Below are 23,013 nucleotides of genomic sequence, written 5' to 3'. Positions count from 1 at the left end.
CGGTACGCGGCGTTACTTGCCGCCCGTGGGCGAGGAAGCGGGCGACGGCGTGCTCAGCGAGGCGTTGAGCGCCTTGATCACCTTGTCGGTGATGTCGTGCTTCGGGTTGATGTAGATCGCTTCCTGCAGGATGGCGTCGTACTTCTCGGCTTCGGCAACCTGCTTGACCACGCGGTTCGCACGGTCGTAGACCTGTTGCAGCTCTTCGTTCTTGCGGGCGTTGAGGTCTTCCTGGAACTCGCGGCGGCGGCGCTGGAAGTCTCGATCCTGCTCGATCAGCGTGCGCTGGCGCGCGTTGCGCTGGCTTTCGGGCAGCGTGGCGGCCTCGCGCTCGAACTTCTCGGAGGCGGCCTTGAGGGCATCGCCCTGCGCCGTCAGGTCCTTCTCGCGCTTGAGGAACTCGGCCTCGAGCTTGGCCTGCGCCGCCTTCGCGGGCTGCGCTTCGCGCAGCACGCGGTCGGGATTGACGAAGCCGATACGAAATGTTTCCTGCGCCTGCGCCCATGCAGGCGCCGCGACCCATGCCATCGCGGGAATCAGCAACGCGCCTGCCGCGGCGCGAATCAAATGCGTCATTAGAAAGAGGTTCCGATCTGGAATTGCAGGCGCTGGATTCTATCCTTCGGGATCAGGATGACGCCCGTGTTCGGGTCCTGCACTTCCTTCTGCTGGCGCACCGGCACGGCGTAGGCGATGCGCAGCGGGCCGAGCGGCGAGATCCAGCTGATGCCGAGGCCGACCGAGGCACGGATCTTCTTCGAGGCCTTCCATTGCTCGTCGGTGAGGCCGGCCGAGCGCGAGCCGAAGACGTTGCCGGCGTCGAAGAAGCCGTACAGGCGCAGCGTGCGGTCGTTGCCGGCGCCGGGGAACGGCGTGCTGAGCTCGGCGTTGAAGATCGCCTTCTTGGTACCGCCGAGCGCCGCGCCTTCGGTCTGGCCGAGCAGCGGCACGTCGCGCGGACCGAGCGAGTTCTGTTCGAAGCCGCGCACCGAGCCCAGGCCGCCGGCGTAGAAGTTCTTGAAGATCGGGTAGACCTTGCCGCCGAACGCCTTGCCGTAGCCGACTTCGGAGTTGATCGCGAAGGTGTACTGCTTGTTGATCGGGAAGAACTGTTGGTACTGGTAGTTGGTCTTGATGTACCGCATGTCGCCGCCGACGCCGATCTCGAGGTTGGCGCGCTGCAGGCGGCCCTTGGTCGGGACCAGGGCGCTGTCGCGGTCGTCGCGCGCCCAGCCCACGGTCAGCGGGATGCCCCAGACGCTGTCGTTCGCGCAACCGTCAATCACGTCGAAGGTGATGCCCGGCACGAGACTCGGGACCGGACGCGTCGTGCAGCCGAAGTAGCTGCGGTAGGCGTTCGGGGTCAGGAACGCGTAGGTGTTCTTGGACTTGAAGGCGTAGCGCTCCACACCGATGCCGAAGAACACGGTGTCTAGCTCGCTGAACGGCACGCCGAAGCGGATCGAGGCGCCCTGGTTGACCAGCTGGTAATCGCCATCGACCGCCGTGTTGTAGGGGCGGGTCGTGTTGTGATAGACGCTGATCGTGCGCGAGATGCCGTCCTTGGTGAAGTACGGATCGGTGGTGGTCACCGAGATCGTGCGGTTCGACTTGCTGGTGTTGACCTGCAGGCCCAGGTAGTTGCCCGAGCCGAACACGTTTTCCTGCTGGATGCCGAAAGTCAGCGAGACGCGCTCCGCGCTCGAGTAGCCGGCGCCCAGCTGCAGCGAACCGGTGGGCTTCTCGGCCACGGTGATCAGCAGGTCGACCTGGTCGGGCGAGCCCGGCAGCTCCTGGGTCTCGACGTTCACTTCGGTGAAGTAGCCCAGGCGGTCCACGCGGTCGCGCGAGAGCTTGATCTTGTCGCCGTCGTACCAGGAAGCCTCGTACTGGCGGAATTCGCGGCGGATCACTTCGTCGCGCGTGCGGGTGTTGCCACCGACGTTCACGCGGCGCACGTAGACGCGGCGCGAGGGCTCGGCCTGCAGCACCAGCGTCACGCGGTTGTTGACCCGGTCGATCTCGGGCTTGGCCTGCACGCGCGCGAAGGCGTAGCCGAAGGTGCCGAAGTAGTCGGTGAAGGCCTTGGTGGTCGCGTTGACCTGCTCGCCGTTGTAGGGTTCGCCCGGCTTGATCGTGACCAGCGTCTTGAACTCGTCGTCGCGGCCGAGGAAGTTGCCGTCGAGCTTGACGCCCGCGACCACGAACTTCTCGCCTTCGGTGATGTTGACCGTGACCGACAGGTCCTGGCGGTCCGGCGAGATCGCGACCTGGGTCGAGTCGACGCGGAATTCGAGGTAGCCACGCGTGATGTAGTAGCTCTTCAGCGTCTCGAGGTCGGCATTGAGCTTGGCGCGCGAGTACTGGTTCGACTTGGTGTACCAGCTGAGCCAGCCGCCGCTGTCCTGGTCGAACAGGTCGAGCAGCGTGCTCTCGCTGAAGTCCTTGTTGCCGACGATGTGCACTTCGCGGATGCGCGCCGAGTCGCCCTCGGTGACCGTGAAGGTCAGGTTCACGCGGTTGCGCTCGATCGGCGTGACGGTGGTCACGACCTGTGCGTTGTAGAGGCTGCGGCTCACGTACTGGCGCTTGAGCTCCTGCTCGGCGCGGTCGGCCAGGGCCTTGTCGTAGGGCCGGCCTTCGGTCAGGCCGACTTCGCGCAGCGCCTTCTGCAGCGCGGCCTTGTCGAATTCCTTGGTGCCGACGAAGTCCACGTCGGCGATGGTCGGGCGCTCCTCGACGATCACCACCAGCACATTGCCGTTGACGTCGATGCGCACGTCCTTGAACAACCCCAGATCGAACAGCGCGCGGATCGCGGCGGAACCGCGGTCGTCGCTGTAGGTGTCGCCCACGCGCAGCGGCAACGACGCGAAGATCGTTCCGGGCTCCACGCGTTGCAGGCCTTCCACGCGAATGTCGCGCACGGTGAAAGGCTCGACGGCCCAGGCTGCCGTGGCCGCCAACGTGCTGGCCACCAGTGCGGCAACGCTACGCAGGCGAAAGCGACTGAAGTTTTTGTTCATCTGTGAATTGATCCGGCGCGGAAAGGGCCGGCAAGATAGTTAACCAAAGAGCCGCGATGTGTCGTTGAACAAGGCAATCGACATCATGACCAGGAGCAGGGCAACGCCACCGCGCTGAAGCCAGTCCATCCAGACGTCGGAGACGCTTTTACCGGTCAGGCCCTCCCAAAGATAATACATCAGGTGCCCCCCATCGAGGACCGGCAGCGGGAGCAGATTGAGCACGCCCAGGCTCACGCTGATGAGTGCGAGGAACACCAGGTACTGCGTGAGCCCCAGGCTGGCGGACTTGCCGGCGTAGTCGGCGATGGTGATCGGGCCGCTGAGATTCTTGATCGAGGCCTGGCCGATGACCATCTTGGCCATCATGCGCACGGTCAGTGCCGAGACCTCCCAGGTACGGACCACGCCGCGCCAGACGCCGTCGACCGGCCCCTGCCGCACGGTCACCATCTCGGGCGGCGCGCCCACGTAGGCACCGATGCGGCCGACCTTCAGACCGCCCTCGTCGCGCACCTCGGGTACGACCTCGAGGGTCTGGGCACGGCCTTCGCGCTCGATTCGCCACGGCTGCGCCTGCGCCTTGCCATCCTTGACCGAGGCACGGATCGCCTCGCGCAGCTGCTGGCCATCGACGATGGCGGTGTCGCCGATGGCGCGCACCAGGTCGCCACGGCGCAGGCCCGAGCGCTCGCCGGCGCCGCCGGCCATCACCTCGCCGATCTCGGGGCGGGTCATGGGCGCGAGCACGCCGATCTTGCGGAACATCTGGGCATCGGCATCCTTGGCCTCGATGCGGCTCAGCGGCAGCACCAGCGTGCGGGCCGGCTGGCCGCCCTGCCCCGCCACCTCGAGCGTCAGGTCGTGGCCGTCGAGCGCGCCGCGGGTCATGCGCCAGCGCAGGTCCTCGAAGGACTGGACCTCGCTCAGATCGTCGCCCTCGAAGCCGGCACGGGCGATGTGCTCGCCGCCGCGCAGCCCGGCCTGCTCGGCCAGCGAGGCCGCCACCGGCCGCGCCAGGGTCGCCACCGGCTCCTGCACGCCAATCCAGTTCACGGCCGTGTAGAGGGCCACCGCCATCAGCAGGTTGGCGATCGGGCCGGCCGCGACGATGGCCGCGCGCGAGCGCAGCGGCTGGGTGTTGAAGGCGCGGTGGCGCTCCTCGGGCGCCACTGGCGCCTCGCGCTCGTCGAGCATCTGGACGTAGCCGCCGAAAGGGAACAGGCCGACGGCGAACTCGGTGTCCTGCCCCGGATGCTGGCGCCGCGGCTTCCAGGTGTAGACGGGCTTGCTGATGCGCCAGAGGAAACGGCCGAGCAGCGAGGGGCTGTCCGGGCTGCCGAAGGGCAGCGTGGCCACGCCGAAGCGCTTGACCTTGACGCCGCAGGCCACCGCGACCCGGTAGTGCCCGAACTCGTGCACGGTGATCAGCAGGCCGAGCGCGACGATGAACGCGACGAGGGTGAGCATCCGGAACCTTGCTTCTGGGAATCGGCGACGCGGGTGGGCGTCAGGCGGAAAGGCGCAGCGCCGCGGCATTCGCGGCGGCGCGGGCGCTGGCGTCGATGGCCAGCAGATCGGCCCGCGACCCCGGCTTGGAGGGCGCAACTGCCTCCAAAGTTTCCATGTTGACCGCATGAATGCGGTCGAAGCGCAGCCGGCGCGCCAGGAAGGCCTCGACCGCGACCTCGTTGGCGGCATTGAGCACGGCCGTGGTGCCCGGCACCGCGCGCAGCGCCTGCCAGGCTAGGTCGAGGCCCGGGAAGAGCGCCGCGTCGGGCGCGGCGAAGCTCAGGTCGGCCAGCTGGCGGAAGTCCAGCCGCGTGGCCCCGCTCTCGATGCGCTCGGGCCAGGCCAGGCCGACGGCGATCGGCACCCGCATGTCGGGCGTGCCGAGCTGGGCCAGCACCGAGGCGTCGGTGAACTGCACCATCGAATGGACCACGCTCTGCGGATGGATGACCACCTCGATCTGCTCGGGCGCCACGCCGAACAGGTGCCGCGCCTCGATCACTTCGAGGGCCTTGTTCATCATGGTGGCCGAGTCGACCGAGATCTTGCGCCCCATCACCCAGTTGGGATGGGCGCAGGCCTGCTCGGGCGTGACGGAGCTCAGGGTGTCGGGCGCGCGGGTGCGGAACGGACCGCCCGATGCGGTGAGGATGATCTTGTCGATGCGCCGCGCCCAGGTGGACGGGTCCTCGGGCAGCGACTGGAAGATGGCCGAGTGCTCGCTGTCGATTGGCAGCAGCGTCGCCCCGCCCTCGCGCACCGTGCGCATGAACAGGTCGCCGCCGACCACCAGCGCCTCCTTGTTGGCCAGCAGCAGGCGCTTGCCGGCGCGCGCGGCCGCCAGGCAGGGACCCAGGCCGGCGGCGCCGACGATGGCGGCCATGACGGCATCGACCTCGTCGTGCGATGCTATCTCTTCGATAGCGCCAGCGCCAGACAGAACCCGGGTGGGCAGATGGTTCTGCTGCAGCTTTTCGGCCAGCGCGGCCGCATGGGCTTCGCTCGCCATGACCGCGAAGCGTGGGGAGAAGCGCGCGCACTGCGCGAGCATCTCGTCGACCTTGGTGGCGGCCGAGAGCGCGAAGACCTCGAAGCGCTCGGGATGGCGCGCGATGACGTCGAGCGTGTTGGCGCCGACCGACCCGGTCGAGCCGAGCACCGTCACGCGTTGTCTGGGGAAAGTGTTCACAGAAAAGCCAGCATCATTGCAATGGGCAGCGTGGGCAAGAGGGCATCCACCCGATCGAGCACCCCGCCATGGCCGGGCAGCAGCCGGCTGCTGTCCTTGGCGCCCGCGCTGCGCTTGATCAGCGATTCGACCAGGTCGCCGACCACGCTCATCGCCGCCATGAAGACCACGCCGAGCAGCAGCAGCCACCAGCCGCGCGTCGCCAGCCGGCTGTAGAGGCTGGCCACCGTGGCCTGCGCCGAGGCATCGGCCCAGACCCAGGCCAGTGCCAGCACCACCACGCCCGCCATGCCGCCCCAGACGCCTTCCCAGCTCTTGCCGGGACTGATGGCGGGCGCGAGCTTGCGGCGCGTGAACTTGAGACCGAAGGCGCGGCCGGCGAAATAGGCGAAGACGTCGGCGACCCAGACCAGCACCAGGATCGACAGCAGGAAGTTGATGCCGATCAGGCGCGCCTGCACCGCGGCCAGCCAGGCCACCCAGAGCGCGAGCAGCCCGCCCACCAGCCTGATGCCGCGCGGCACCTTGGGCCAGCCCGGAACGGCGGCACGCAGCAGCGCCGCGCCACCGAGCACCCAGGCGGCGCTGGCGACGATCCACAGCGGCAGCAGCGGCTGGGCCAGCAGCCCGAGCCACCACGAGAACGCGCACAGCGCCACCATCTCGAGGCCCAGGAACACGGACACGCGCTGGCCGTAGCCGTTGAGACGCCCCCACTCCCAGGCCGCGGCGCCGATCAGCACCAGCATCACGCAGCCGAAGGGAACGTAGGAAGGATAGAAAAGCGCCGGCAGCAGGATCGCCAACAGGACGATCGCCGTGAGGATGCGTTGCTTGAGCATGCAGCGGGGTCGTCCGGAAAAGAGGGATCAGGCGGTCTGGCGCGATCGGGCGTCGGTCGTGACCTGCGCCGAGGTCTTGCCGAAGCGGCGCTCGCGGTTCTGGAATGCGGCGATGCCCTCGTCGAGCGCGGCCTCGTCGAATTCGGGCCAGAGCTTGTCGCTGAAGAACAGCTCGGCGTAGGCGCTCTGCCAGAGCAGGAAGTTCGACAGCCGCTGCTCGCCGCCGGTGCGGATGAACAGGTCGGGGTCGGGCACGTGGGCCAGCGCCATCGCGCGGTCGAGGTTGAGCTCGGTCAGCGGCTCGCCGCGCGCGGCCAGCTTGGCGGCGGCCTGGGCGATGTCCCAGCGGCCGCCGTAGTTGAAGCACACGTTGAGCACCAGGCGGTCATTGGCCGCCGTGGCGTTCTCGGCGTCGACCAGCCCCTTCACCATCTTCGGCGACAGGCCGCCGCGCTCGCCGACGAAGCGCAGCTGAACGCCGTCGCGGCCGAGCTTGGGCACCTCGCGCGCCAGCGCGCCGACCATCAGGTCCATGAGGCCCGAGACTTCCTCGGGCGGACGGTTCCAGTTCTCCGAGGAGAAGGCGAACACGGTGAGCACCCGCACGCCGCGATCGACGCAGGCCTTGACGCAGCGCCGCAGCGACTCCACGCCCTGCTTGTGCCCCGCCACGCGGGGCAGGAAGCGCCGCGTGGCCCAGCGGCCATTGCCATCCATGACGATGGCGATGTGGTGCGGAATGGTCTGCGGCTTGGAGGCGGCCATGGGCAGCCTCAAACGGCCATGATCTCCGCTTCCTTGGCCGTGATCAGGCGATCGATTTCCGCGATGTGGCGGTCGGTCACTTTCTGGATCTCGGCTTCGGCGCGCTTCTGGTCGTCTTCCGAAGCCAGCTTTTCCTTGACCAGCTTCTTGACCGCCTCGTTGGCGTCGCGGCGCAGGTTGCGCGTCGCGATCTTGGCGCTCTCGCCTTCGTTGCGCACCAGCTTGGTCATCTCGCGGCGGCGCTCCTCGCTCATCGCCGGCAGCGGCACGCGGATCAGCTCGCCCATCGAGGCCGGGTTGAGACCCAGGTCGCTTTCGCGGATGGCCTTCTCGATCTTGGCGCCCATGCCCTTTTCCCAGGGTTGCACGCTCAGCGTGCGCGAGTCGAGCACCGACACGTTGGCCACCTGGCTCAGCGGCACCTGCGAGCCGTAGTACTCGACATGGATCGAGTCGAGCAGCGCGGCGTTGGCACGGCCGGTGCGGATCTTGGTGAGGTTGTTCTGGAAGGCAGCGATCGACTGGTTCATCTTCGCGTCGGTCGTGCTGCGGATATCGGCAATGGTCATTCTCAAATACTCCTAGGCATGCACCAGCGTGCCCTCGTCCTCGCCCATGACGACGCGCTTGAGCGCGCCGTTCTTGAAGATCGAGAACACCTTGATCGGCAGCTTCTGGTCGCGGCACAGCGCGAAGGCCGCCGCGTCCATGATGCCGAGATTCTGCGCGATGGCCTGGTCGAAGGTCAGGCTGGCGTAGCGCGTCGCGTCGGGATGGGTCTTCGGATCGGCGCTGTAGACGCCGTCGACCTTGGTCGCCTTGAGCACCAGCTCGGCGCCGATCTCGGCGCCGCGCAGCGCGGCGGCGGTGTCGGTGGTGAAGAAGGGGTTGCCGGTGCCGGCAGCGAACACCACGACCTTGCCTTCCTCGAGGTACTGCAGCGCCTTGGGCCGCACGTAGGGCTCGACCACCTGCTCGATGGCGATGGCGGACATCACGCGCGCCACCAGCCCCTGCTTGTTCATGGCATCGGCCAGCGCCAGCGAGTTCATCACCGTGGCCAGCATGCCCATGTAGTCGGCCGTGGCGCGGTCCATGCCGACCGAGCCGCCCGCGACGCCGCGGAAGATGTTGCCGCCGCCGATCACGACCGCCACCTCGACGCCCATGTTCACGACCTCGGCCACTTCCGCGACCATGCGCACGATGGTGGCGCGGTTGATGCCGAAGGCATCGTCGCCCATCAGTGCCTCTCCCGACAGCTTCAACAAGATTCGCTTGTGGGCTGGGCGGGGATCAGACATGGGCAATTTCCTTTGAGAGTGAGCGGGGGCGAGTGTAGGGCTTGGCGGTGAAAAGGCGACAGCATGCACCGGCACGCCGTCGCCTTCTGGCGGGAACGGTCTCAGGCAGCGGCCTTGGCGGCGGCGACCTGGGCCGCGACTTCGGCGGCGAAGTCGTCGACCTTCTTCTCGATGCCTTCGCCGACCACGTACAGGGTGAAGCCCTTGACGGTGGTGTTGACGGCCTTGAGCATCTGTTCGACGGTCTGCTTGTCGTTCTTCACGAAGGGCTGGTTGTGCAGCGAGACTTCCTTGAGGAACTTCTGCACGCCGCCCTCGATGCGCTTGGCAACGATGTCGGCGGGTTGCGGCTTCTTGCCTTCGGCTTCGGCGGTCTTGCGGTCTTCTTCCGCCTTGCCCGCTGCCACGGCGCGTTCCTTCTCGATCAGCTCGGCCGGGACGTCCGAGGCGGCGACCGACACGGGCTTCATGGCGGCGATGTGCATCGCGACGTCCTTGGCGGCGGTGTCGTCACCCTCGAACTCGACCATCACGCCGATGCGCGTGCCGTGCAGGTACGAAGCCAGCTTGCCGTTGCCGGCGAAGCGCTTGAAGCGGCGGAAGCTCATGTTCTCGCCGATCTTGCCGACCAGGCCCTTGCGCACGTCTTCGAGCGTGGGGCCGAAGCCGTCCTGCTCGTAGGCCAGCGCGCCCAGCGCGGCGATATCGGCCGGGTTGTTCTGCGCGACCAGCTTGGCGGCGGCATTGGCCAGGGCCAGGAAGCTGTCGTTCTTGGTGACGAAGTCGGTTTCGCAGTTGATCTCGATCATCGCGCCGGCGGCGTCGTCGACATAGGCGGCCACCACGCCTTCAGCGGTGATGCGGCTCGATGCCTTGCCGGCCTTGTTGCCGAGCTTGATGCGCAGCAGCTCTTCGGCCTTTTCCATGTTGCCGTCGGCCTCGGTCAGAGCCTTCTTGCACTCCATCATCGGCGCGTCGGTCTTGGCGCGCAGTTCGCCGACCATGCTTGCGGTGATTGCAACCATTGTTTCTCTCCGTATTCAGAAAATCAGATTAAAAAAAAGGGGCAACGAAGCCCCTTCTTCAGGCGCGGGGACGCGCAGCTCAGGCCGAAGCGCTTTCTTCGACTTCGACGAATTCGTCGCTACCTTCGGCGATGGCCTTGACCACGTCGCTGGTCGCGCTGTTGCGGCCTTCGATGATCGCGTCGGCGATGCCACGGGCGTACAGCGTGACGGCCTTCGACGAGTCGTCGTTGCCGGGGATCACGTAGTCGATGCCTTCGGGCGAGTGGTTGGAGTCCACCACGCCGATCAGCGGAATGCCGAGCTTCTTGGCTTCGGCCACGGCGATCTTGTGGAAGCCCACGTCGATCACGAAGATGGCGTCGGGCAGCGCGGTCATGTCCTGAATGCCGCCGATGTCCTTCTCGAGCTTCTCGATTTCACGGGTGAAGGTGAGCTGCTCTTTCTTGCTCAGGCTGTCGAGGCCGGCTTCCTGCTGGGCCTTCATGTCCTTCAGACGCTTGATCGAGGTCTTGACGGTCTTGAAGTTGGTCAGCATGCCGCCGAGCCAGCGGGTGTCGACGAAGGGCACGCCGGCGCGGCGGGCTTCGGTGGCGACGATTTCGCGTGCCTGGCGCTTCGTGCCGACCATCAGGATCGTGCCGCGGTTGGCCGTGAGCTGCTTGGCGTACTTGGCCGCCTCCTGGAACATCGGGAGCGACTTTTCCAGGTTGATGATGTGGATCTTGTTGCGATGACCGAAGATGAACGGGGCCATCTTGGGGTTCCAGAAGCGGGTTTGGTGGCCGAAATGGACACCGGCTTCCAGCATTTCGCGCATGGTGACGGACATTGAAATTACTCCGAAGGTTGGGTCTAAAATCCAGCCCGTTTTTGCACTCCGCCGGACGCTGCAAACCGGCCTGGCCGGCCACGCTGCATCAGCGAAGTCGCAACACCTTGATTGGGCTGGTTTGCGAATGTGTTTCCTCTGCGTGGCGCTCGTCCCTTACAGGCAAAGTACCGCGTGAGCGAAACCCAAAGAGTATAGCACGCGCCTCAGACACCTCTGCCCCGCCCGCCTTGCCAGCCCCTGAAGCCCCTTCGTCCCGTCATCCGTCGCGAACCGCGCGGCGGACACGCACGCTCGATGCCCCGTCCCGCACCCGGAAAACGCCCTGCGAGGCCAATGCTCTGGCATGCTGCACCGCACGACGAGACGGCACTGCTGCTTCAAAAACAATAGCTGCAAGCCCTCGTCAGATGGGCGTCAGCTCTCTTTTTTATTCTGAATCTCAATGAAAATCGCGATCGTGGGCGCCGGCATCATCGGTGTCACCACAGCCTGGGAGTTGGCGTCCGACGGCCATGAAGTGGCCGTTTTCGAACGCCGGGGCGCCGCCGCCGAGGAGGCCAGCTTCGCCAATGCCGGCGTGGTCGCGCCCGGCTATGTCACGCCCTGGGCGGCGCCCGGCATGCGCCTGAAGGTGCTGCGCTCGCTGCTGTCGTCGCACGGCGCCATCAAGCTGCGCTGGCCGCTGTCCTCGCGCGACCTGGGCTGGATGTCGCGCTGGCAGAAGGCCTGCAAGCTCGAAACCTACCTCGCGAACCGAGCGCGCATGCAGCGCCTGGCCTTCTACAGCCGCACCCGGCTGCACGAGGTGAGCGAAGCCCGCGAACTCAGCTACGAACGCAGCGACGGCTACCTGGTGCTGCTGCGCTCCAAGCGCGAGCGCAAGCTGGTCCAGCCCGGCCTCGAGGTGCTGCGCGGCGCGGGCAGCGTGTTCCGCGAAGTCGATGCCGACGAGGCCCGGCTGATCGAGCCCGCCCTCAATCCCGACACCGCGCTGGCCGGCGCGATCTACCTGCCCGAGGACGAGGTCGCCAATTGCCGCCAGTTCGCACTGTTGCTCAAGTGGGAGGCCGAGGCACTCGGCGCGCAGTTCCATTTCAACTGCGACATCGCGCCGCTGAGCCGGGCCGCGCCCACTTCGGTGTCGCTGGCCAGCGGCTCCGATGCGCTGCGCTTCGATGCGGTGGTGGTCTGCGCCGGGCTCGGCTCGGCCTCGCTGCTGCGCCCGCTCGGCCTGCGGATCCCGATGGCCCCGGTCTACGGGCACTCGGTGAGCGCGCCGGTGCGCGAGCCGCTCAATGCGCCGCGCAGCGCGATCATGGACGAGCGCTACAAGGTCGCGATCTCGCGCCTCGGCCAGCGCGTGCGCGTGGCCGGCAGCGCCGAGATCGGCGGCTCGGCCGACACGCTGAGCCAACCCGCGATCCTCACGCTCTACAAGGTGCTGCAGGACTGGTTCCCGGGCGCGGCGACCTTGCAGTCGGGTGTGCAGCAGTGGAAAGGCGCACGGCCGATGCTGCCCGACGGGCCGCCGGTGCTCGGCGCGAGCGGCATTCCGGGCGTGTGGCTCAACCTGGGCCATGGCTCCAGCGGCTGGGCCCTGTCGTGCGGCAGCGCGCGCGTGGTGGCCGACCTGATCGCCGGGCAGGACCCGGGTGTGGACCTCGAAGGCCTGGGCGTCGAGCGGCTCGGAAGCTGAGGCTCAGGCCTCGTCCTTCGGGCCCCACTGGCGCGGATAGGCGGCCGGCTTCTCCACCGGCAGGGGCGACGGCTCCGGCGGCCGCAGGCGCCGGGCCAACCCGGACAGCAACGCGGGCCCGACCAGCACGCACACGGCCAGGCACAGCAGGTCAGCGGCCATCAGCAGCCAGCGCCACGCGCCCGCGGAACCGTCGATCAGGGGATCGAGCCAGCGGATCAGCCCGAAGCCCCAGCCCACGCTCGCGGCCCAGGCCAGGTCGCGCAGCGGCACCCAGCGCAGCGATTCGGCCAGCAGGAACACGCCCCAGACGGCGGCCAGCCATCCCAGCGCCCAGCCCGGGCCCTCGTCCAGCATCATGCCCGTGACGACGAAGGCCGCGAACCACGCGAACAGCAGCGCGACCAGCCAGCCGAGGAGTCCGAGACGTTTCATCGCGCGATCATAGGCAGGGGCAGAATCGCCCGATGCATCGCATCACCGCCGCCACCGCCGCCGACCTGTTCGACCTCGCCGCCACGCGCCGCATCGAGCAGGCCGGCGCGGCCGCCCTGCCCGCCCACGCGCTGATGCGGCGCGCCGGACTGGCGGTGGCACGGCTCGCGATGGCGATCGCGCCGCACGCCCGCACGGTCTGGGTGGCCTGCGGGCCGGGCAACAACGGCGGCGACGGCTTCGAGGCGGCCGCGCAGTTGCGGCAGCGCGGGTTCGAGGCCATCGTCAGCTTCGCGGGCGACGAGACCCGACTGCCCGCGGACGCGAAGGCCTCGCTGCAGCGGGCTCGCGATGCCGGCGTGGTCTTCGCCTCGGAGCCGCCCGCGCACTACGAACTCGCGATCGACGCCTTGCTCGGCATCGGGGTCGGCCGGCCGCCCCAAGGCACGATGGCCGACTGGCTGCGCCGCATGCATGGCGAGCCGCATCCGGTGCTCGCGGTCGACGTACCGTCAGGACTGAATGCCGACACCGGCACGCACTCGCTTGGCGAGTTGCCCGGGCAGAGCGCGGCATCGCGACGCATCTGCCTGAGCCTGCTGACCCTGAAGCCCGGCCTCTTCACGGCCCAGGGCCGCGACGCGGCCGGCGAGATCTGGTTCGACGACCTCGGCTGCGGCGCGACAAGCGAACCGCCCGTGGCGCGCCTGCCGGGCGCCCCGTCGCTCGCGCCGCGCGCCCATGCCTCCCACAAGGGCAGCTACGGCGACGTGGCCGTGATCGGCGGCGCTTCGGGCATGGCCGGCGCGGCACTGCTGGCCGGGTCCGCCGCGCTGCACGCGGGCGCGGGCCGCACCTTCGTCGGGCTGCTCGATCCGGGCGCGGCACCGGTCGACCTCGCACAGCCCGAACTCATGCTGCGCGACGCCCGCTCGCTCGATCTCTCGGCAATGGCCGTGGTCTGCGGCTGTGGCGGCGGTACCGCGGTGCGCGAGCTGCTGCCGCGCGTGCTGTCGACCGCCCGCGCGCTGGTGCTCGATGCCGATGCGCTCAACGCGCTCGCGAGCGACGACGGCTTGCTGACTCAATTGAAGGCGCGCACGAAGCGCGGCCGGCCCACGGTGCTGACGCCGCATCCGCTCGAGGCGGCGCGGCTGCTCGGCGGCACGGCCGGCGAGGTGCAGGCCGATCGCCTGGCGGCCGCGCGCCGGCTGGCGGCGCAAACGGGCGCCGTGGTCGTGCTCAAGGGCTCGGGAACGATCGTGGCCGACGACGCGGGCACGGTGCCCGTCCTCAATCCGACCGGCAATGCCCGCCTCGCGAGCGCCGGCACCGGCGATGTGCTCGCCGGCATGGTCGGCGCGGGCCTGGCGGCGGGCCGCGACGCCTTCGACGCCGCCCGGGAAGCGGCCTGGCACCATGGCCACCTGGCCGACCGCTGGCCGGCCGACGCACCGCCGCTGACGGCCGGCGCGCTCGCGCGCCAGTCGCCCCGCTGACGGGCTTCTAGCCGCGGCCGACGAAGGGCATCTTCGTCGCCATCACCGTGTGGAACAGCACGTTGGCCTCGAGCGGCAGGTTCGCCATGTAGAGCACCGACTGGCCGACGATCTTCACGTCGATCAGCGGCTCCACCGCGAGCTCGCCATTGGCCTGCGGCACACCCTTGGCCATGCGCGCGGCCAGCTCCGTCATGGCATTGCCGACGTCGATCTGGCCCACGGCGATGTCGTGCTTGCGCCCGTCGAGCGAGGCCGTCTTGGTCAGTCCCTCGACCGCATGCTTGGTCGCCGTGTAGGCGGCCGAGTTCGGCCGCGGCGCGGTGGCCGAGATCGAGCCGTTGTTGATGATGCGGCCACCCTTCGGCGTCTGCGCCTTCATCGTGCGGAAGGCCTGCTGGATGCAGAAGAACATCCCGTTGAGGTTGATGTCGACCACGCCACGCCATTGCTCGGGCGTCCAGTCCTCGAAGGAACCGGGCGGGTTGCCGACGCCCGCGTTGTTGAACAGCAGGTCGACGCGGCCGAAGCGCTCGACGGTGGCGCCGAACAGCGCCTGCACCGACTCGGCGCTGGCCACGTCGGTGGGCACCGCGAAGGCGCGCGCGCCGGCGCCCGACTCCTCGGCCACCTGCTCGAGCGGCTCGAGACGGCGGCCCGCCAGGGCCACGCTCCAGCCATCGGCCAGCAGCGCCAGCGCCGCGGCGCGGCCGATGCCGGTGCCGGCACCCGTGACGATCGCGATGCCCTTGTTCTTCTCTGTACTCATGCCCGTTGTCTCCTTCTCGGCGTGTTCATGGATTCGAATGGATTGGATGCGATGGATGAAGGAGGCATTCAGCCGCGGCGCGTCTTGCGCCCCTTCATCTTGTTGGCGGCCTTCTTGACCGCCGATTTGAAGGCCTGCATCGCGGACTGCGGGCCGCCCGTGGCCTGTTCGCGTCCGCCGCGGGTGCCGCCGGCCGGCGCCTCGGCCTTCTGGCGCGCGCCGCGCTTGGCCGAGGCCTTGACCGGCACGCCGCCGGCCGGGGCCCCCTTGTCCTTCATGGCGCGCGCGGTGAGCTCCTCGCCTTCGCGCACCAGGCGGAAGTCGATCTTGCGGCCGTCGAGATCGACGCGACTCACCTGCACCCGCACCCGCGTGCCGATGGCATAGCGGATGCCGGTGCGCTCGCCGCGCAGTTCCTGGCGCATCTCGTCGAACTTGAAGTACTCGCCGCCAAGCTCGGTGATGTGCACCAGGCCCTCGACGTACATCGCATCGAGCGTGACGAAGATGCCGAAGGTGGTGGCCGCGGTGACCACGCCGCCGTACTCCTCGCCGAGGTGCTCGCGCATGTACTTGCACTTGAGCCAGGCCTCGACGTCGCGGCTGGCTTCGTCGGCGCGGCGCTCGTTGGCGCTGCAATGCAGCCCGGCGGCCTCCCAGGCCTGCACTTCCTTGGTCGGCGCGACCGTGGCCTTCTGCGGCTTGGTGGTCGGCGCCTTCACGCGCGAGGCCAGCCGCTTGGCGAGCTTGGCATGCGCCTCGCCCGGCGTCGGCAGCATCGGCAGCTGGTAGCGCGTCTTGCCGAGGATGGCCTTGATCACGCGGTGCACCAGCAGGTCGGGATAGCGCCGGATCGGGCTCGTGAAGTGCGTGTAGGCCTCGTAGGCCAGGCCGAAGTGGCCGCTGTTGATCGGCGTGTAGATCGCCTGTTGCATCGAGCGCAGCAGCATGGTGTGGATCTGCTGCGCGTCGGGGCGGTCCTTGGTCGCCTCGGCGATGGCCTGGAACTCACCGGGCGCCGGGTCGTCGGTGATGCTCAGGCCCACACCCATGGCCTTGAGGTAGCCGCGCAGGATTTCCTTCTTCTCGGGCGTCGGGCCCTCGTGCACGCGGTACAGGCCCGGGTGCTTGCCCTCGGCGATGAAGTCGGCGCTGCAGACGTTGGCCGCGAGCATCGCTTCCTCGATCAGCCGGTGCGCCTCGTTGCGGGTGCGCGGCACGATCTTCTCGATGCGGCCGGCGTCGTCGCAGATGATCTGCGTCTCGGTGGTCTCGAAGTCGACCGCGCCACGCTTGCCGCGCTGCTTGAGCAGGGCCTTGTAGACGTCGGCGAGGTTCAACAGGTCCTTGACGCGCTCCTTGCGCTTGGCCGCCTCGGGGCCGCGCGTGTTGCCGAGGATGGCCGCCACTTCGGTGTACGTGAAGCGGGCATGGCTGTGCATCACCGCCGGATAAAACTGGTAGGCGTAGATCTCGCCATCGGCCGCGACCAGCATGTCGCAGACCATGCACAGCCGGTCGACCTCGGGGTTCAGCGAGCACAGGCCGTTCGAGAGCTTTTCGGGCAGCATCGGGATCACGCGGCGCGGGAAGTACACGCTGGTGGCGCGGTCGTAGGCATCGATGTCGATCGCCGAGCCGGTGCGCACATAGGCGCTGACGTCGGCAATCGCAACCAGGAGGCGCCAGCCCTTGCCGCGGCCGACCTTCGCGGGCTCGCAGTACACGGCGTCGTCGAAGTCGCGCGCGTCCTCGCCGTCGATCGTGACCAGCGGCACGTCGGTGAGGTCGACGCGGCCCTTCTTGTCGGCCGGACGCACCTTCTCGGGCAGCGCCTTGGCCTCGGCCAGGCACGCTTCGGAGAACTCGTGCGGCACGCCGTACTTGCGCACCGCGATCTCGATCTCCATGCCGGGATCGTCGATCTCGCCGAGCACTTCCTTCACCCGTCCCACGGGTTGGCCGAAGAGCGCGGGCGGCTCGGTGAGCTGCACCACGACCACCTGCCCCACCTTGGCGGGACCGGTCGCGCCCTTGGGAATCAGCACGTCCTGGCCGTAGCGCTTGTCCTCCGGTGCCACGAGCCAGATGCCGCCCTCGTGAAGCAGGCGGCCGATGATCGGCTGCTCGGGGCGCTCGATGATCTCGACCACGCGCCCCTCGGGGCGACCGCGGCGGTCGAGCCGCACCACGCGCGCCTTGACGCGGTCCTTGTGCAGGACCGCGCGCATCTCGTTGGGGGGCAGATAGATGTCGGCTTCGCCGTCGTCGCGTTGCACGAAGCCATGTCCGTCGCGATGGCCCTGAACCGAGCCTTCGAATTCATCCAGCAAGCCGCTGGAAGTGACATTATTTTTGATATGATCTCCTTCTTTCCTGAAATTCAAAGCGTACCTGCTTCGGCAAGTATGCGGGCCCAGATGGCGGAATTGGTAGACGCACTAGTTTCAGGTACTAGCGAGTAACATCGTGGAGGTTCGAGTCCTCTTCTGGGCACCAAGTTTAAATAGACTCTCAGCGAGTCCTTCGATTCAAGCCACCGGTCTCCGGTGGCTTTTTTCTTGCCCGCTCCGATCATGGTCGTCATCGACATCGTCCGATGGCGCGCGGTCAGTCCGCGCACCCGAGCCTGTGTCGTGAACGCATCATCGTGCGCACAAAATTGCGAGGCCGCGAGAAAATCGTTTTTGATTTGATATACTCGTAGGCTTTCCTGAAATGCCCAGATGGCGGAATTGGTAGACGCACTAGTTTCAGGTACTAGCGAGTAACATCGTGGAGGTTCGAGTCCTCTTCTGGGCACCAGATCCAAGAGCAGCTTCAAAAGGTTCTTGAGATTCTTCGAATGAAGCCACCGTTTCACGGTGGCTTTTTTCTTGTCCGTTCGAATCATCAAACGGGCAGCGCGATCAGGTCGTGCCCCTCGGCGCCCACGATGCGCGCGCGCGTGAACTCCCCCGCCTTGAGCGTCTTGCTGATCTTCTCGGGCGGCAGCAGCCGCACGGTGCCGTCGATCTCGGGCGCGTCGGCATAGGTGCGTCCCACGCCACCCTTGCGGCCCAGCGCCGGCGCGGAATCGACCAGCACCTGCATCGTCGCGCCGACACGCTCCTGCAGCTTGGCGATCGACACCGCCTCGGCCACTTCCATGAAGCGCGCGCGGCGCGCCTCGCGCTCGGCCTCGGGCAGCATGCCGGGGATGTCGTTGGCGGTGGCGCCCTCGACCGGGCTGTAGGCAAAGCAGCCCGCGCGATCGATACGCGCTTCGCGGATGAAGTCGAGCAGATGCTCGAACTCCTCTTCCGTCTCGCCCGGGAAACCGGCGATGAAGGTGCTGCGGATCACGAGCTCCGGGCACACTTCGCGCCAGCGCGCGATGCGCTCGAGGTTCTTCTCGCCGCTGGCAGGACGCTTCATGCGGCGCAGCACATCGGGATGGCTGTGCTGCAGCGGCACGTCGAGGTAAGGCAGCACCTTGCCGCTGGCCATCAGCGGAATGACCTCGTCCACGCTCGGATAGGGGTAGACGTAGTGCAGCCGCACCCAGGCGCCATAGGGTTCGGCGATCTCGCCGAGCGTGCGCACCAGCTCGAGCATGCGGGTCTTGACCGGCTTGCCGTCCCAGAACCCGGTGCGGTACTTGACGTCCACGCCATAGGCCGAGGTGTCCTGGCTGATCACCAGCAGTTCCTTCACGCCACCCTCGAACAGCGCCTTCGCCTCGCTCAGCACGTCGCCCACGGGCCGCGACACGAGGTCGCCGCGCATCGAGGGAATGATGCAGAAGGTGCAGCGATGGTTGCAGCCCTCGCTGATCTTCAGATAGGCATAGTGGCGCGGCGTGAGCTTGAGGCCCGCCACGCCGAAGCTGTTGGGCACCAGGTCGACGAAGGGATCGTGCGGCTTGGGCAGGTTGGCATGCACCGCATCCATCACCTCCTGCGTGGCATGCGGGCCCGTGACGGCCAGCACGCTGGGGTGCATCTGCTTGACCAGATTGCCGCCCTGGTCGCCGGTCTTGGCACCCAGGCAACCGGTGACGATCACCCGGCCGTTCTCGGCCAGCGCCTCGCCGATGGTGTCGAGGCTTTCCCGGACGGCATCGTCGATGAAGCCGCAGGTATTGACGATCACCAGGTCGGCGCCCTCGAAGGACTTGGCGGTCTGGTAGCCCTCGGCGCTCAGCTGCGTGAGGATCAATTCGGAATCTGTCAGGGCCTTGGGACAGCCCAGGCTCACGAAGCCGACCTTGGGGGCGGCCATCGTGGCTGTTTTTTCGTGGGAGGCAACTTCGCTCATAGCCTCCTATTGTCCCAGCTATCCGGGGCCACCGGTATTTCAGGGACGCTTGATGCCAAAGGCGCCCAATACCTGCTCGGTGCTTTTCTGCATCTGCTCCTGCATCTGCAGGAAGACGTTCTTCGATTGCTCCACGTAGTTGCCCATCAGGCCCTGCAGCATCGGCGACTGCATGCTCATGAAGCGCGACCACATCTCGGGCGTCAGGCCCTCGGCCTTCTCGGCGAGCTGTGCCTGCACCTCGGTCATGGCCTGGATGTTCTTCTCGAGGTAGGGCGCCATGTAGCTCTGCATGGCCTGGCCGTAGAAGCGGATGATGTTGGCCAGCACCTGCTCGGTGAACATCGGCGCACCGCCCGCCTCTTCTTCGAGAATGATCTGCAGCAGGATGCTGCGCGTGAGGTCGTCGCCGGTCTTGGCGTCGCGCACCACGAACTGGGCGCGCTCGATCACCAGCTGCTTGACCTCGGTGAGCGTGATGTAGGTGGACGTCTCGGTGTCGTAGAGCCTTCGGTTCGGGTACTTCTTGATCACACGCTGTACCGGCTTGACCCCGGACTTCTTGCTCTGCACTGCGGACTCCTTCACATGGACGCCCATGTCATCGGATGATTCTAGGGAGCGGTTTTGCTGCATCGCGACAAGGTTTACCCTGACCGCGTGCGCCCGCCGGCCGCGCGCTCACTCGGCGGCGGTGGCGTATTCCGCGCCGCAAGCCGCGCAGGCGGCCGATTCAGGCCGCTCCGCCGCCTCCTCGCGGAAGCGCAAGGGGCTCTTGTGACCATAGACGACCCAGCAACGCGGGCAGTGCTCATGGCCCGCCGTCGGCAGGTAGGCACGGGCGCGCTGCTCGGCACGCTCCTGCGTGACCGGCATGCCCTGCCGCGCCGCGCGCTCGACCTCGCGTGCCGCCATGGTGTCGAGGCGGCCGCTCGCACGATCGTTGATGCCGTAGACGGCCCGCGCGAACTCGATCGGCGCCTGCTTCATCAACGCGGCCAGGCGTGCCTGCGCGCGCTCGCGATCCATCGCGATCGATCGCGCGTTCATCGGGCGATCCCCAGGGAGAAATGAAAAGAAAAAAGGCTCTGCACGACAGCCAAGTTAGCACAAGAAAATGGCCCGGCGGTGGCCCGCGGCGGACATCCAAATGGACGATTGCCACCACGGGAATCCGGCCGAAGGTCAGGCCGCCAATCCAGCGGACGGCCGATCGGGGAATGGCGCCCGGACGAGGCCCGGACAGATCGATGGAAATAATTCTACCCACGGGTAGGATCATCCTTCCCTCTCGCAAAGCCGGTCGCCTGGAGGCGACGCATCGGCGTCACGCCACACCAGAATCACCGGTTGGATGAAGAGACAGGAGACGAAGCTTCGAGCTTCATTGCAAGGGAGAGGAATCTCCCCCGAAATCTCCCGTTGAGCCTGAAGACTGGTCTTCTTCAGAGGGAGATTTGGTAGGCGCGATTGGACTCGAACCAACGACCCCCACCATGTCAAGGTGGTGCTCTAACCAGCTGAGCTACGCGCCTGCGATTGTTTCGAGAAGCTGAAAGTATAGCAGGAGAAATGGCGGTTTTCGGGGCGGCCGCCCCTTTTTCATCGGCGTCGCGCGGATCGCACGCCGGCCACCGCCGTGACCACGCCCAGTACCTGCGCGAGACGCGCCGCATCGGCGATCTCCACGGTGAAGGTCATCCAGGCCGTGCCCTTGACCGACTGCGTCTGCACGCCGATCACGTTCATCTTCTCGCGCGCGAAGACATCGGAGATGTCGCGCAGCAGGCCCTGCCGGTCGGCAGCCTCCACGGCGACGTCGACCGCGTAGACCGGCGCGTCGCCCTTGGTCGCGCCCCACTCCACGTCGATCACGCGCTCGCCGTCGCGCGCGGCCATCGTGCGGAAGTTGCTGCAGTCCACGCGGTGCACGCTCACGCCATGGCCGCGCGTGACGAAGCCCGCGATGGCATCGGGCGGCGCCGGCTTGCAGCACTTCGCGAGTTGCGTCATGAGCGAGGACACGCCGACCACCAGCACGCCGCCCTTGCCCGACTTCTCGCTGGCGCGCGGCTTCTTGATCTGCACGCCGTCGTCGGGATTCGCCGGCGGCTCGGGCGGACGCAGCAGCGTCTCGATGTTGCGCAGCGAGAACTCGTCCTTGCCGACCACTTCGAACAGCTGGTCCGCCGACTTGAAACCCAGTTGCGATGCGAGGTCCTCGAGCCGCATGGCCGTGCGGCCTTCGCGCTGCAGCAGCTTCTCGACCGCCTCGCGGCCACGCGCCACCGTCTCGTGCGTGATCTGCGCATTGAACCAGGCGCGCACCTTGGCGCGCGCCCGATGGCTCGCAAGGTAGCCGAGCTCCGCATTGAGCCAGTCGCGCGAGGGGCCGCCCTCCTTGGCCGCGATGACTTCCACCGTCTGTCCGTTCGACAGCGGCGTGTTGAGCGGCACCATCGCGCCGTCGACGCGCGCGCCACGGCAGCGGTGGCCCAGCGTGGTGTGCACCGTGTAGGCGAAGTCGACCGGCGTCGCGCCCTGCGGCAGCTCGACGATCGCCGCGTCGGGCGTCAGCACGTAGATGCGGTCATCGAACAGGCCCTGGCCCTGCAGGCCGCCCGACAGGTCGCGCTCCCAGGCCAGCAGCTGGCGCAGCACCGCGATCTTGGCGTCGTACTCGCCGCTGGCCCACACGCCCGCGTAGCCCTTGTGGCCGGCTTCCTTGTAGGCCCAGTGCGCCGCCACGCCGTGCTCGGCGTGGTCGTGCATTTCCTCGGTACGGATCTGGATCTCGATCGGCTTGCCGACCTGGCCGTCGACCAGCGCGCGCACCACCGTGTGCAGCGACTGGTAGCCGTTGGGCTTGGGCCGCGCGATGTAGTCGTCGAACTCCTCGTCGATCGGCTGGAAGTGCGAATGCACCCAGGCCAGCGCGGCGTAGCAGTCCTTCACGTCGGGCACCACCACGCGCAGCGCGAGGATGTCGAACACCTGCGCGAAATCGAGCGACTTGCCACGCATCTTCTTGACGATGCTGTAGATGTTCTTCGGCCGCCCCTGCACGGTCGCGCCGATGCCCTCGGCATGCAGCTCGCGCTCCAGCCGCGAGCGCAACTGCTCGACGTAGCTCTCGCGCTCGATGCGCTTCTCGTCGAGCAGGCGCGCGATCAGCTTGTAGGTTTCGGGCTCGAGGAAACGGAACGAGAGGTCCTCGATCTCCCACTTGACCTGCCAGATGCCGAGCCGGTTCGCGAGCGGCGCGAACACCTGCAGCGATTCGCGCGCCACGCCCTCGGGCACCGGCTTCTTGCTCGCGGCCGCGTAGCGCAGCGTCTGCAGGCGCGAGGCCAGGCGCAGCATCACCACGCGCAGGTCGCGCGAGAACGCCAGCAGCATCTTGCGCACGTTCTCGGTCTGCGCGCCGGCGCCTTCGTTCTGGTGCGCGCGCGCCGCCGCGCGGGCCTGCTCCTGCACGCGCACGAGCTTGGTGGTCTCTACCGCCAGCGCCGCGAAGTTGTCGCCGAAGACCTTGGCGATGACTTCCTGCGGACGGTTGAGGTGCGAACAGGCGTAGACCAGGTAGCTCGCGCCCTGCATGGCCTCGGAGCCGCCCATCTTCTTGACGATGGCGGCCACCGCGTCGGCATGCGCCAGCGCGTTCTCGCCGGTGTCGAGCAGTTCGTCGGCGATCAGCGGCTCGGCGAAGGCGCGCGCCCGCGCGAGCATGTTCTCCATCACCGGCGAGCGCTCGGCGGTGGCGGCCGACAGCGGATAGTCGACGACGATGCCGTCCGAAGCCGGCATCCCCTGGAGG

General features: G+C 67.6%; 19 protein-coding genes and 3 tRNA genes. 4 read left to right on the top strand and 18 right to left on the bottom strand.

Annotated elements, in window-relative coordinates; genetic code table 11:
* Window positions 1–12 precede the first annotated feature (12 nt).
* The 10 genes from ACEN9J_RS04220 to rpsB all read right to left on the bottom strand — a co-directional run bounded on the left by ACEN9J_RS04220 (window position 13) and on the right by rpsB (window position 10,495).
* Entirely contained in the window at window positions 13–576 is a 564-nt protein-coding gene (locus ACEN9J_RS04220; protein ID WP_057591666.1) for an OmpH family outer membrane protein, read from the bottom strand.
* Window positions 576–3,026 (bottom strand): outer membrane protein assembly factor BamA, encoded by a 2,451-nt coding sequence (bamA, locus tag ACEN9J_RS04215; protein ID WP_057591665.1) that lies wholly within the window; start codon window positions 3,024–3,026, stop codon window positions 576–578. The genes ACEN9J_RS04220 and bamA overlap by 1 nt, the downstream gene beginning before the upstream one ends.
* Window positions 3,027–3,065: 39 nt before the next feature.
* A complete protein-coding gene (rseP, locus tag ACEN9J_RS04210; RefSeq protein ID WP_057591664.1) occupies window positions 3,066–4,496 on the bottom strand; it encodes an RIP metalloprotease RseP in 1,431 nt (476 codons plus the stop codon).
* Between the two features lie 40 nt (window positions 4,497–4,536).
* Window positions 4,537–5,727: a 1-deoxy-D-xylulose-5-phosphate reductoisomerase gene (ispC, locus tag ACEN9J_RS04205; protein ID WP_413763413.1), complete on the bottom strand. Its 1,191-nt coding sequence runs from the start codon at window positions 5,725–5,727 to the stop codon at window positions 4,537–4,539.
* Window positions 5,724–6,569 carry a phosphatidate cytidylyltransferase gene (locus ACEN9J_RS04200; RefSeq protein ID WP_057591662.1) on the bottom strand — a complete coding sequence of 282 codons (846 nt, stop codon included), beginning with the start codon at window positions 6,567–6,569 and terminating at the stop codon, window positions 5,724–5,726. Before ACEN9J_RS04200 ends, ispC begins: the two co-directional genes overlap by 4 nt.
* Before the next feature lie 27 nt (window positions 6,570–6,596).
* The gene (gene uppS, locus ACEN9J_RS04195; protein ID WP_057591661.1) at window positions 6,597–7,334 is read right to left on the bottom strand and encodes a polyprenyl diphosphate synthase; all 738 of its coding nucleotides are present in this window, start codon (window positions 7,332–7,334) and stop codon (window positions 6,597–6,599) included.
* An 8-nt stretch (window positions 7,335–7,342) separates the two neighbouring features.
* Window positions 7,343–7,903 (bottom strand): ribosome recycling factor, encoded by a 561-nt coding sequence (gene frr, locus ACEN9J_RS04190; protein ID WP_057591660.1) that lies wholly within the window; start codon window positions 7,901–7,903, stop codon window positions 7,343–7,345.
* Window positions 7,904–7,915: 12 nt separating this feature from the next.
* The gene (gene pyrH / locus ACEN9J_RS04185; RefSeq protein WP_057591659.1) at window positions 7,916–8,638 is read right to left on the bottom strand and encodes a UMP kinase; all 723 of its coding nucleotides are present in this window, start codon (window positions 8,636–8,638) and stop codon (window positions 7,916–7,918) included.
* A 101-nt stretch (window positions 8,639–8,739) separates the two neighbouring features.
* Window positions 8,740–9,663, bottom strand: coding sequence for a translation elongation factor Ts (tsf, locus tag ACEN9J_RS04180; RefSeq protein WP_057591658.1), 924 nt, complete (start codon window positions 9,661–9,663; stop codon window positions 8,740–8,742).
* 79 nt (window positions 9,664–9,742) lie between these two features.
* On the bottom strand, window positions 9,743–10,495 hold the full coding sequence (rpsB, locus tag ACEN9J_RS04175) for a 30S ribosomal protein S2 (protein ID WP_057591657.1): 753 nt from the start codon (window positions 10,493–10,495) through the stop codon (window positions 9,743–9,745).
* A 445-nt stretch (window positions 10,496–10,940) separates the two neighbouring features.
* Between rpsB and ACEN9J_RS04170 the strand changes: the two genes are divergently transcribed.
* A complete protein-coding gene (locus tag ACEN9J_RS04170; protein WP_057591656.1) occupies window positions 10,941–12,194 on the top strand; it encodes a D-amino acid dehydrogenase in 1,254 nt (417 codons plus the stop codon).
* 3 nt (window positions 12,195–12,197) lie between these two features.
* Here the strand turns inward: ACEN9J_RS04170 and ACEN9J_RS04165 are convergent, their stop codons facing one another.
* The gene (locus ACEN9J_RS04165) at window positions 12,198–12,629 is read right to left on the bottom strand and encodes a hypothetical protein (protein ID WP_413763412.1); all 432 of its coding nucleotides are present in this window, start codon (window positions 12,627–12,629) and stop codon (window positions 12,198–12,200) included.
* A 32-nt stretch (window positions 12,630–12,661) separates the two neighbouring features.
* On the opposite strand from ACEN9J_RS04165, the gene ACEN9J_RS04160 reads away from it, so the two are divergent.
* Window positions 12,662–14,128, top strand: a complete 1,467-nt coding sequence (locus tag ACEN9J_RS04160; protein ID WP_413763411.1) for an NAD(P)H-hydrate dehydratase — start codon at window positions 12,662–12,664, stop codon at window positions 14,126–14,128.
* Between the two features lie 7 nt (window positions 14,129–14,135).
* Here ACEN9J_RS04160 and ACEN9J_RS04155 read toward each other — a convergent pair whose 3' ends face one another.
* Both ACEN9J_RS04155 and rnr read right to left on the bottom strand, forming a co-directional pair.
* Complete coding sequence (locus ACEN9J_RS04155) at window positions 14,136–14,897, bottom strand: SDR family oxidoreductase (protein WP_057591653.1); 762 nt, start codon at window positions 14,895–14,897, stop codon at window positions 14,136–14,138.
* Between the two features lie 68 nt (window positions 14,898–14,965).
* Window positions 14,966–17,230, bottom strand: a complete 2,265-nt coding sequence (gene rnr, locus ACEN9J_RS04150) for a ribonuclease R (RefSeq protein ID WP_413763410.1) — start codon at window positions 17,228–17,230, stop codon at window positions 14,966–14,968.
* Between the two features lie 81 nt (window positions 17,231–17,311).
* Between rnr and ACEN9J_RS04145 the strand changes: the two genes are divergently transcribed.
* Both ACEN9J_RS04145 and ACEN9J_RS04140 read left to right on the top strand, forming a co-directional pair.
* Window positions 17,312–17,396, top strand: a tRNA-Leu gene (locus tag ACEN9J_RS04145).
* Window positions 17,397–17,617: 221 nt separating this feature from the next.
* A tRNA-Leu gene (locus ACEN9J_RS04140) sits at window positions 17,618–17,702 on the top strand.
* Between the two features lie 87 nt (window positions 17,703–17,789).
* Here the strand turns inward: ACEN9J_RS04140 and rimO are convergent.
* The 5 genes from rimO to ACEN9J_RS04115 form a co-directional block, all read right to left on the bottom strand.
* Window positions 17,790–19,196: a 30S ribosomal protein S12 methylthiotransferase RimO gene (rimO, locus tag ACEN9J_RS04135; protein ID WP_413763409.1), complete on the bottom strand. Its 1,407-nt coding sequence runs from the start codon at window positions 19,194–19,196 to the stop codon at window positions 17,790–17,792.
* 39 nt (window positions 19,197–19,235) lie between these two features.
* A complete protein-coding gene (gene phaR / locus ACEN9J_RS04130) occupies window positions 19,236–19,796 on the bottom strand; it encodes a polyhydroxyalkanoate synthesis repressor PhaR (protein ID WP_057591651.1) in 561 nt (186 codons plus the stop codon).
* 81 nt (window positions 19,797–19,877) lie between these two features.
* Window positions 19,878–20,246: a hypothetical protein gene (locus tag ACEN9J_RS04125; RefSeq protein WP_172705593.1), complete on the bottom strand. Its 369-nt coding sequence runs from the start codon at window positions 20,244–20,246 to the stop codon at window positions 19,878–19,880.
* Between the two features lie 408 nt (window positions 20,247–20,654).
* Window positions 20,655–20,731 (bottom strand) — tRNA-Val (locus ACEN9J_RS04120).
* 67 nt (window positions 20,732–20,798) lie between these two features.
* A complete protein-coding gene (locus ACEN9J_RS04115; protein WP_057591685.1) occupies window positions 20,799–23,003 on the bottom strand; it encodes a RelA/SpoT family protein in 2,205 nt (734 codons plus the stop codon).
* Window positions 23,004–23,013 lie beyond the last annotated feature (10 nt).

Source organism: Variovorax sp. Varisp41, assembly GCF_047325085.1.
Taxonomy (GTDB): Bacteria; Pseudomonadota; Gammaproteobacteria; order Burkholderiales; family Burkholderiaceae_C; genus Variovorax.
Note: the sequence above shows the minus strand (reverse complement) of the source record. Positions and strands in the feature narration are given on the sequence as shown.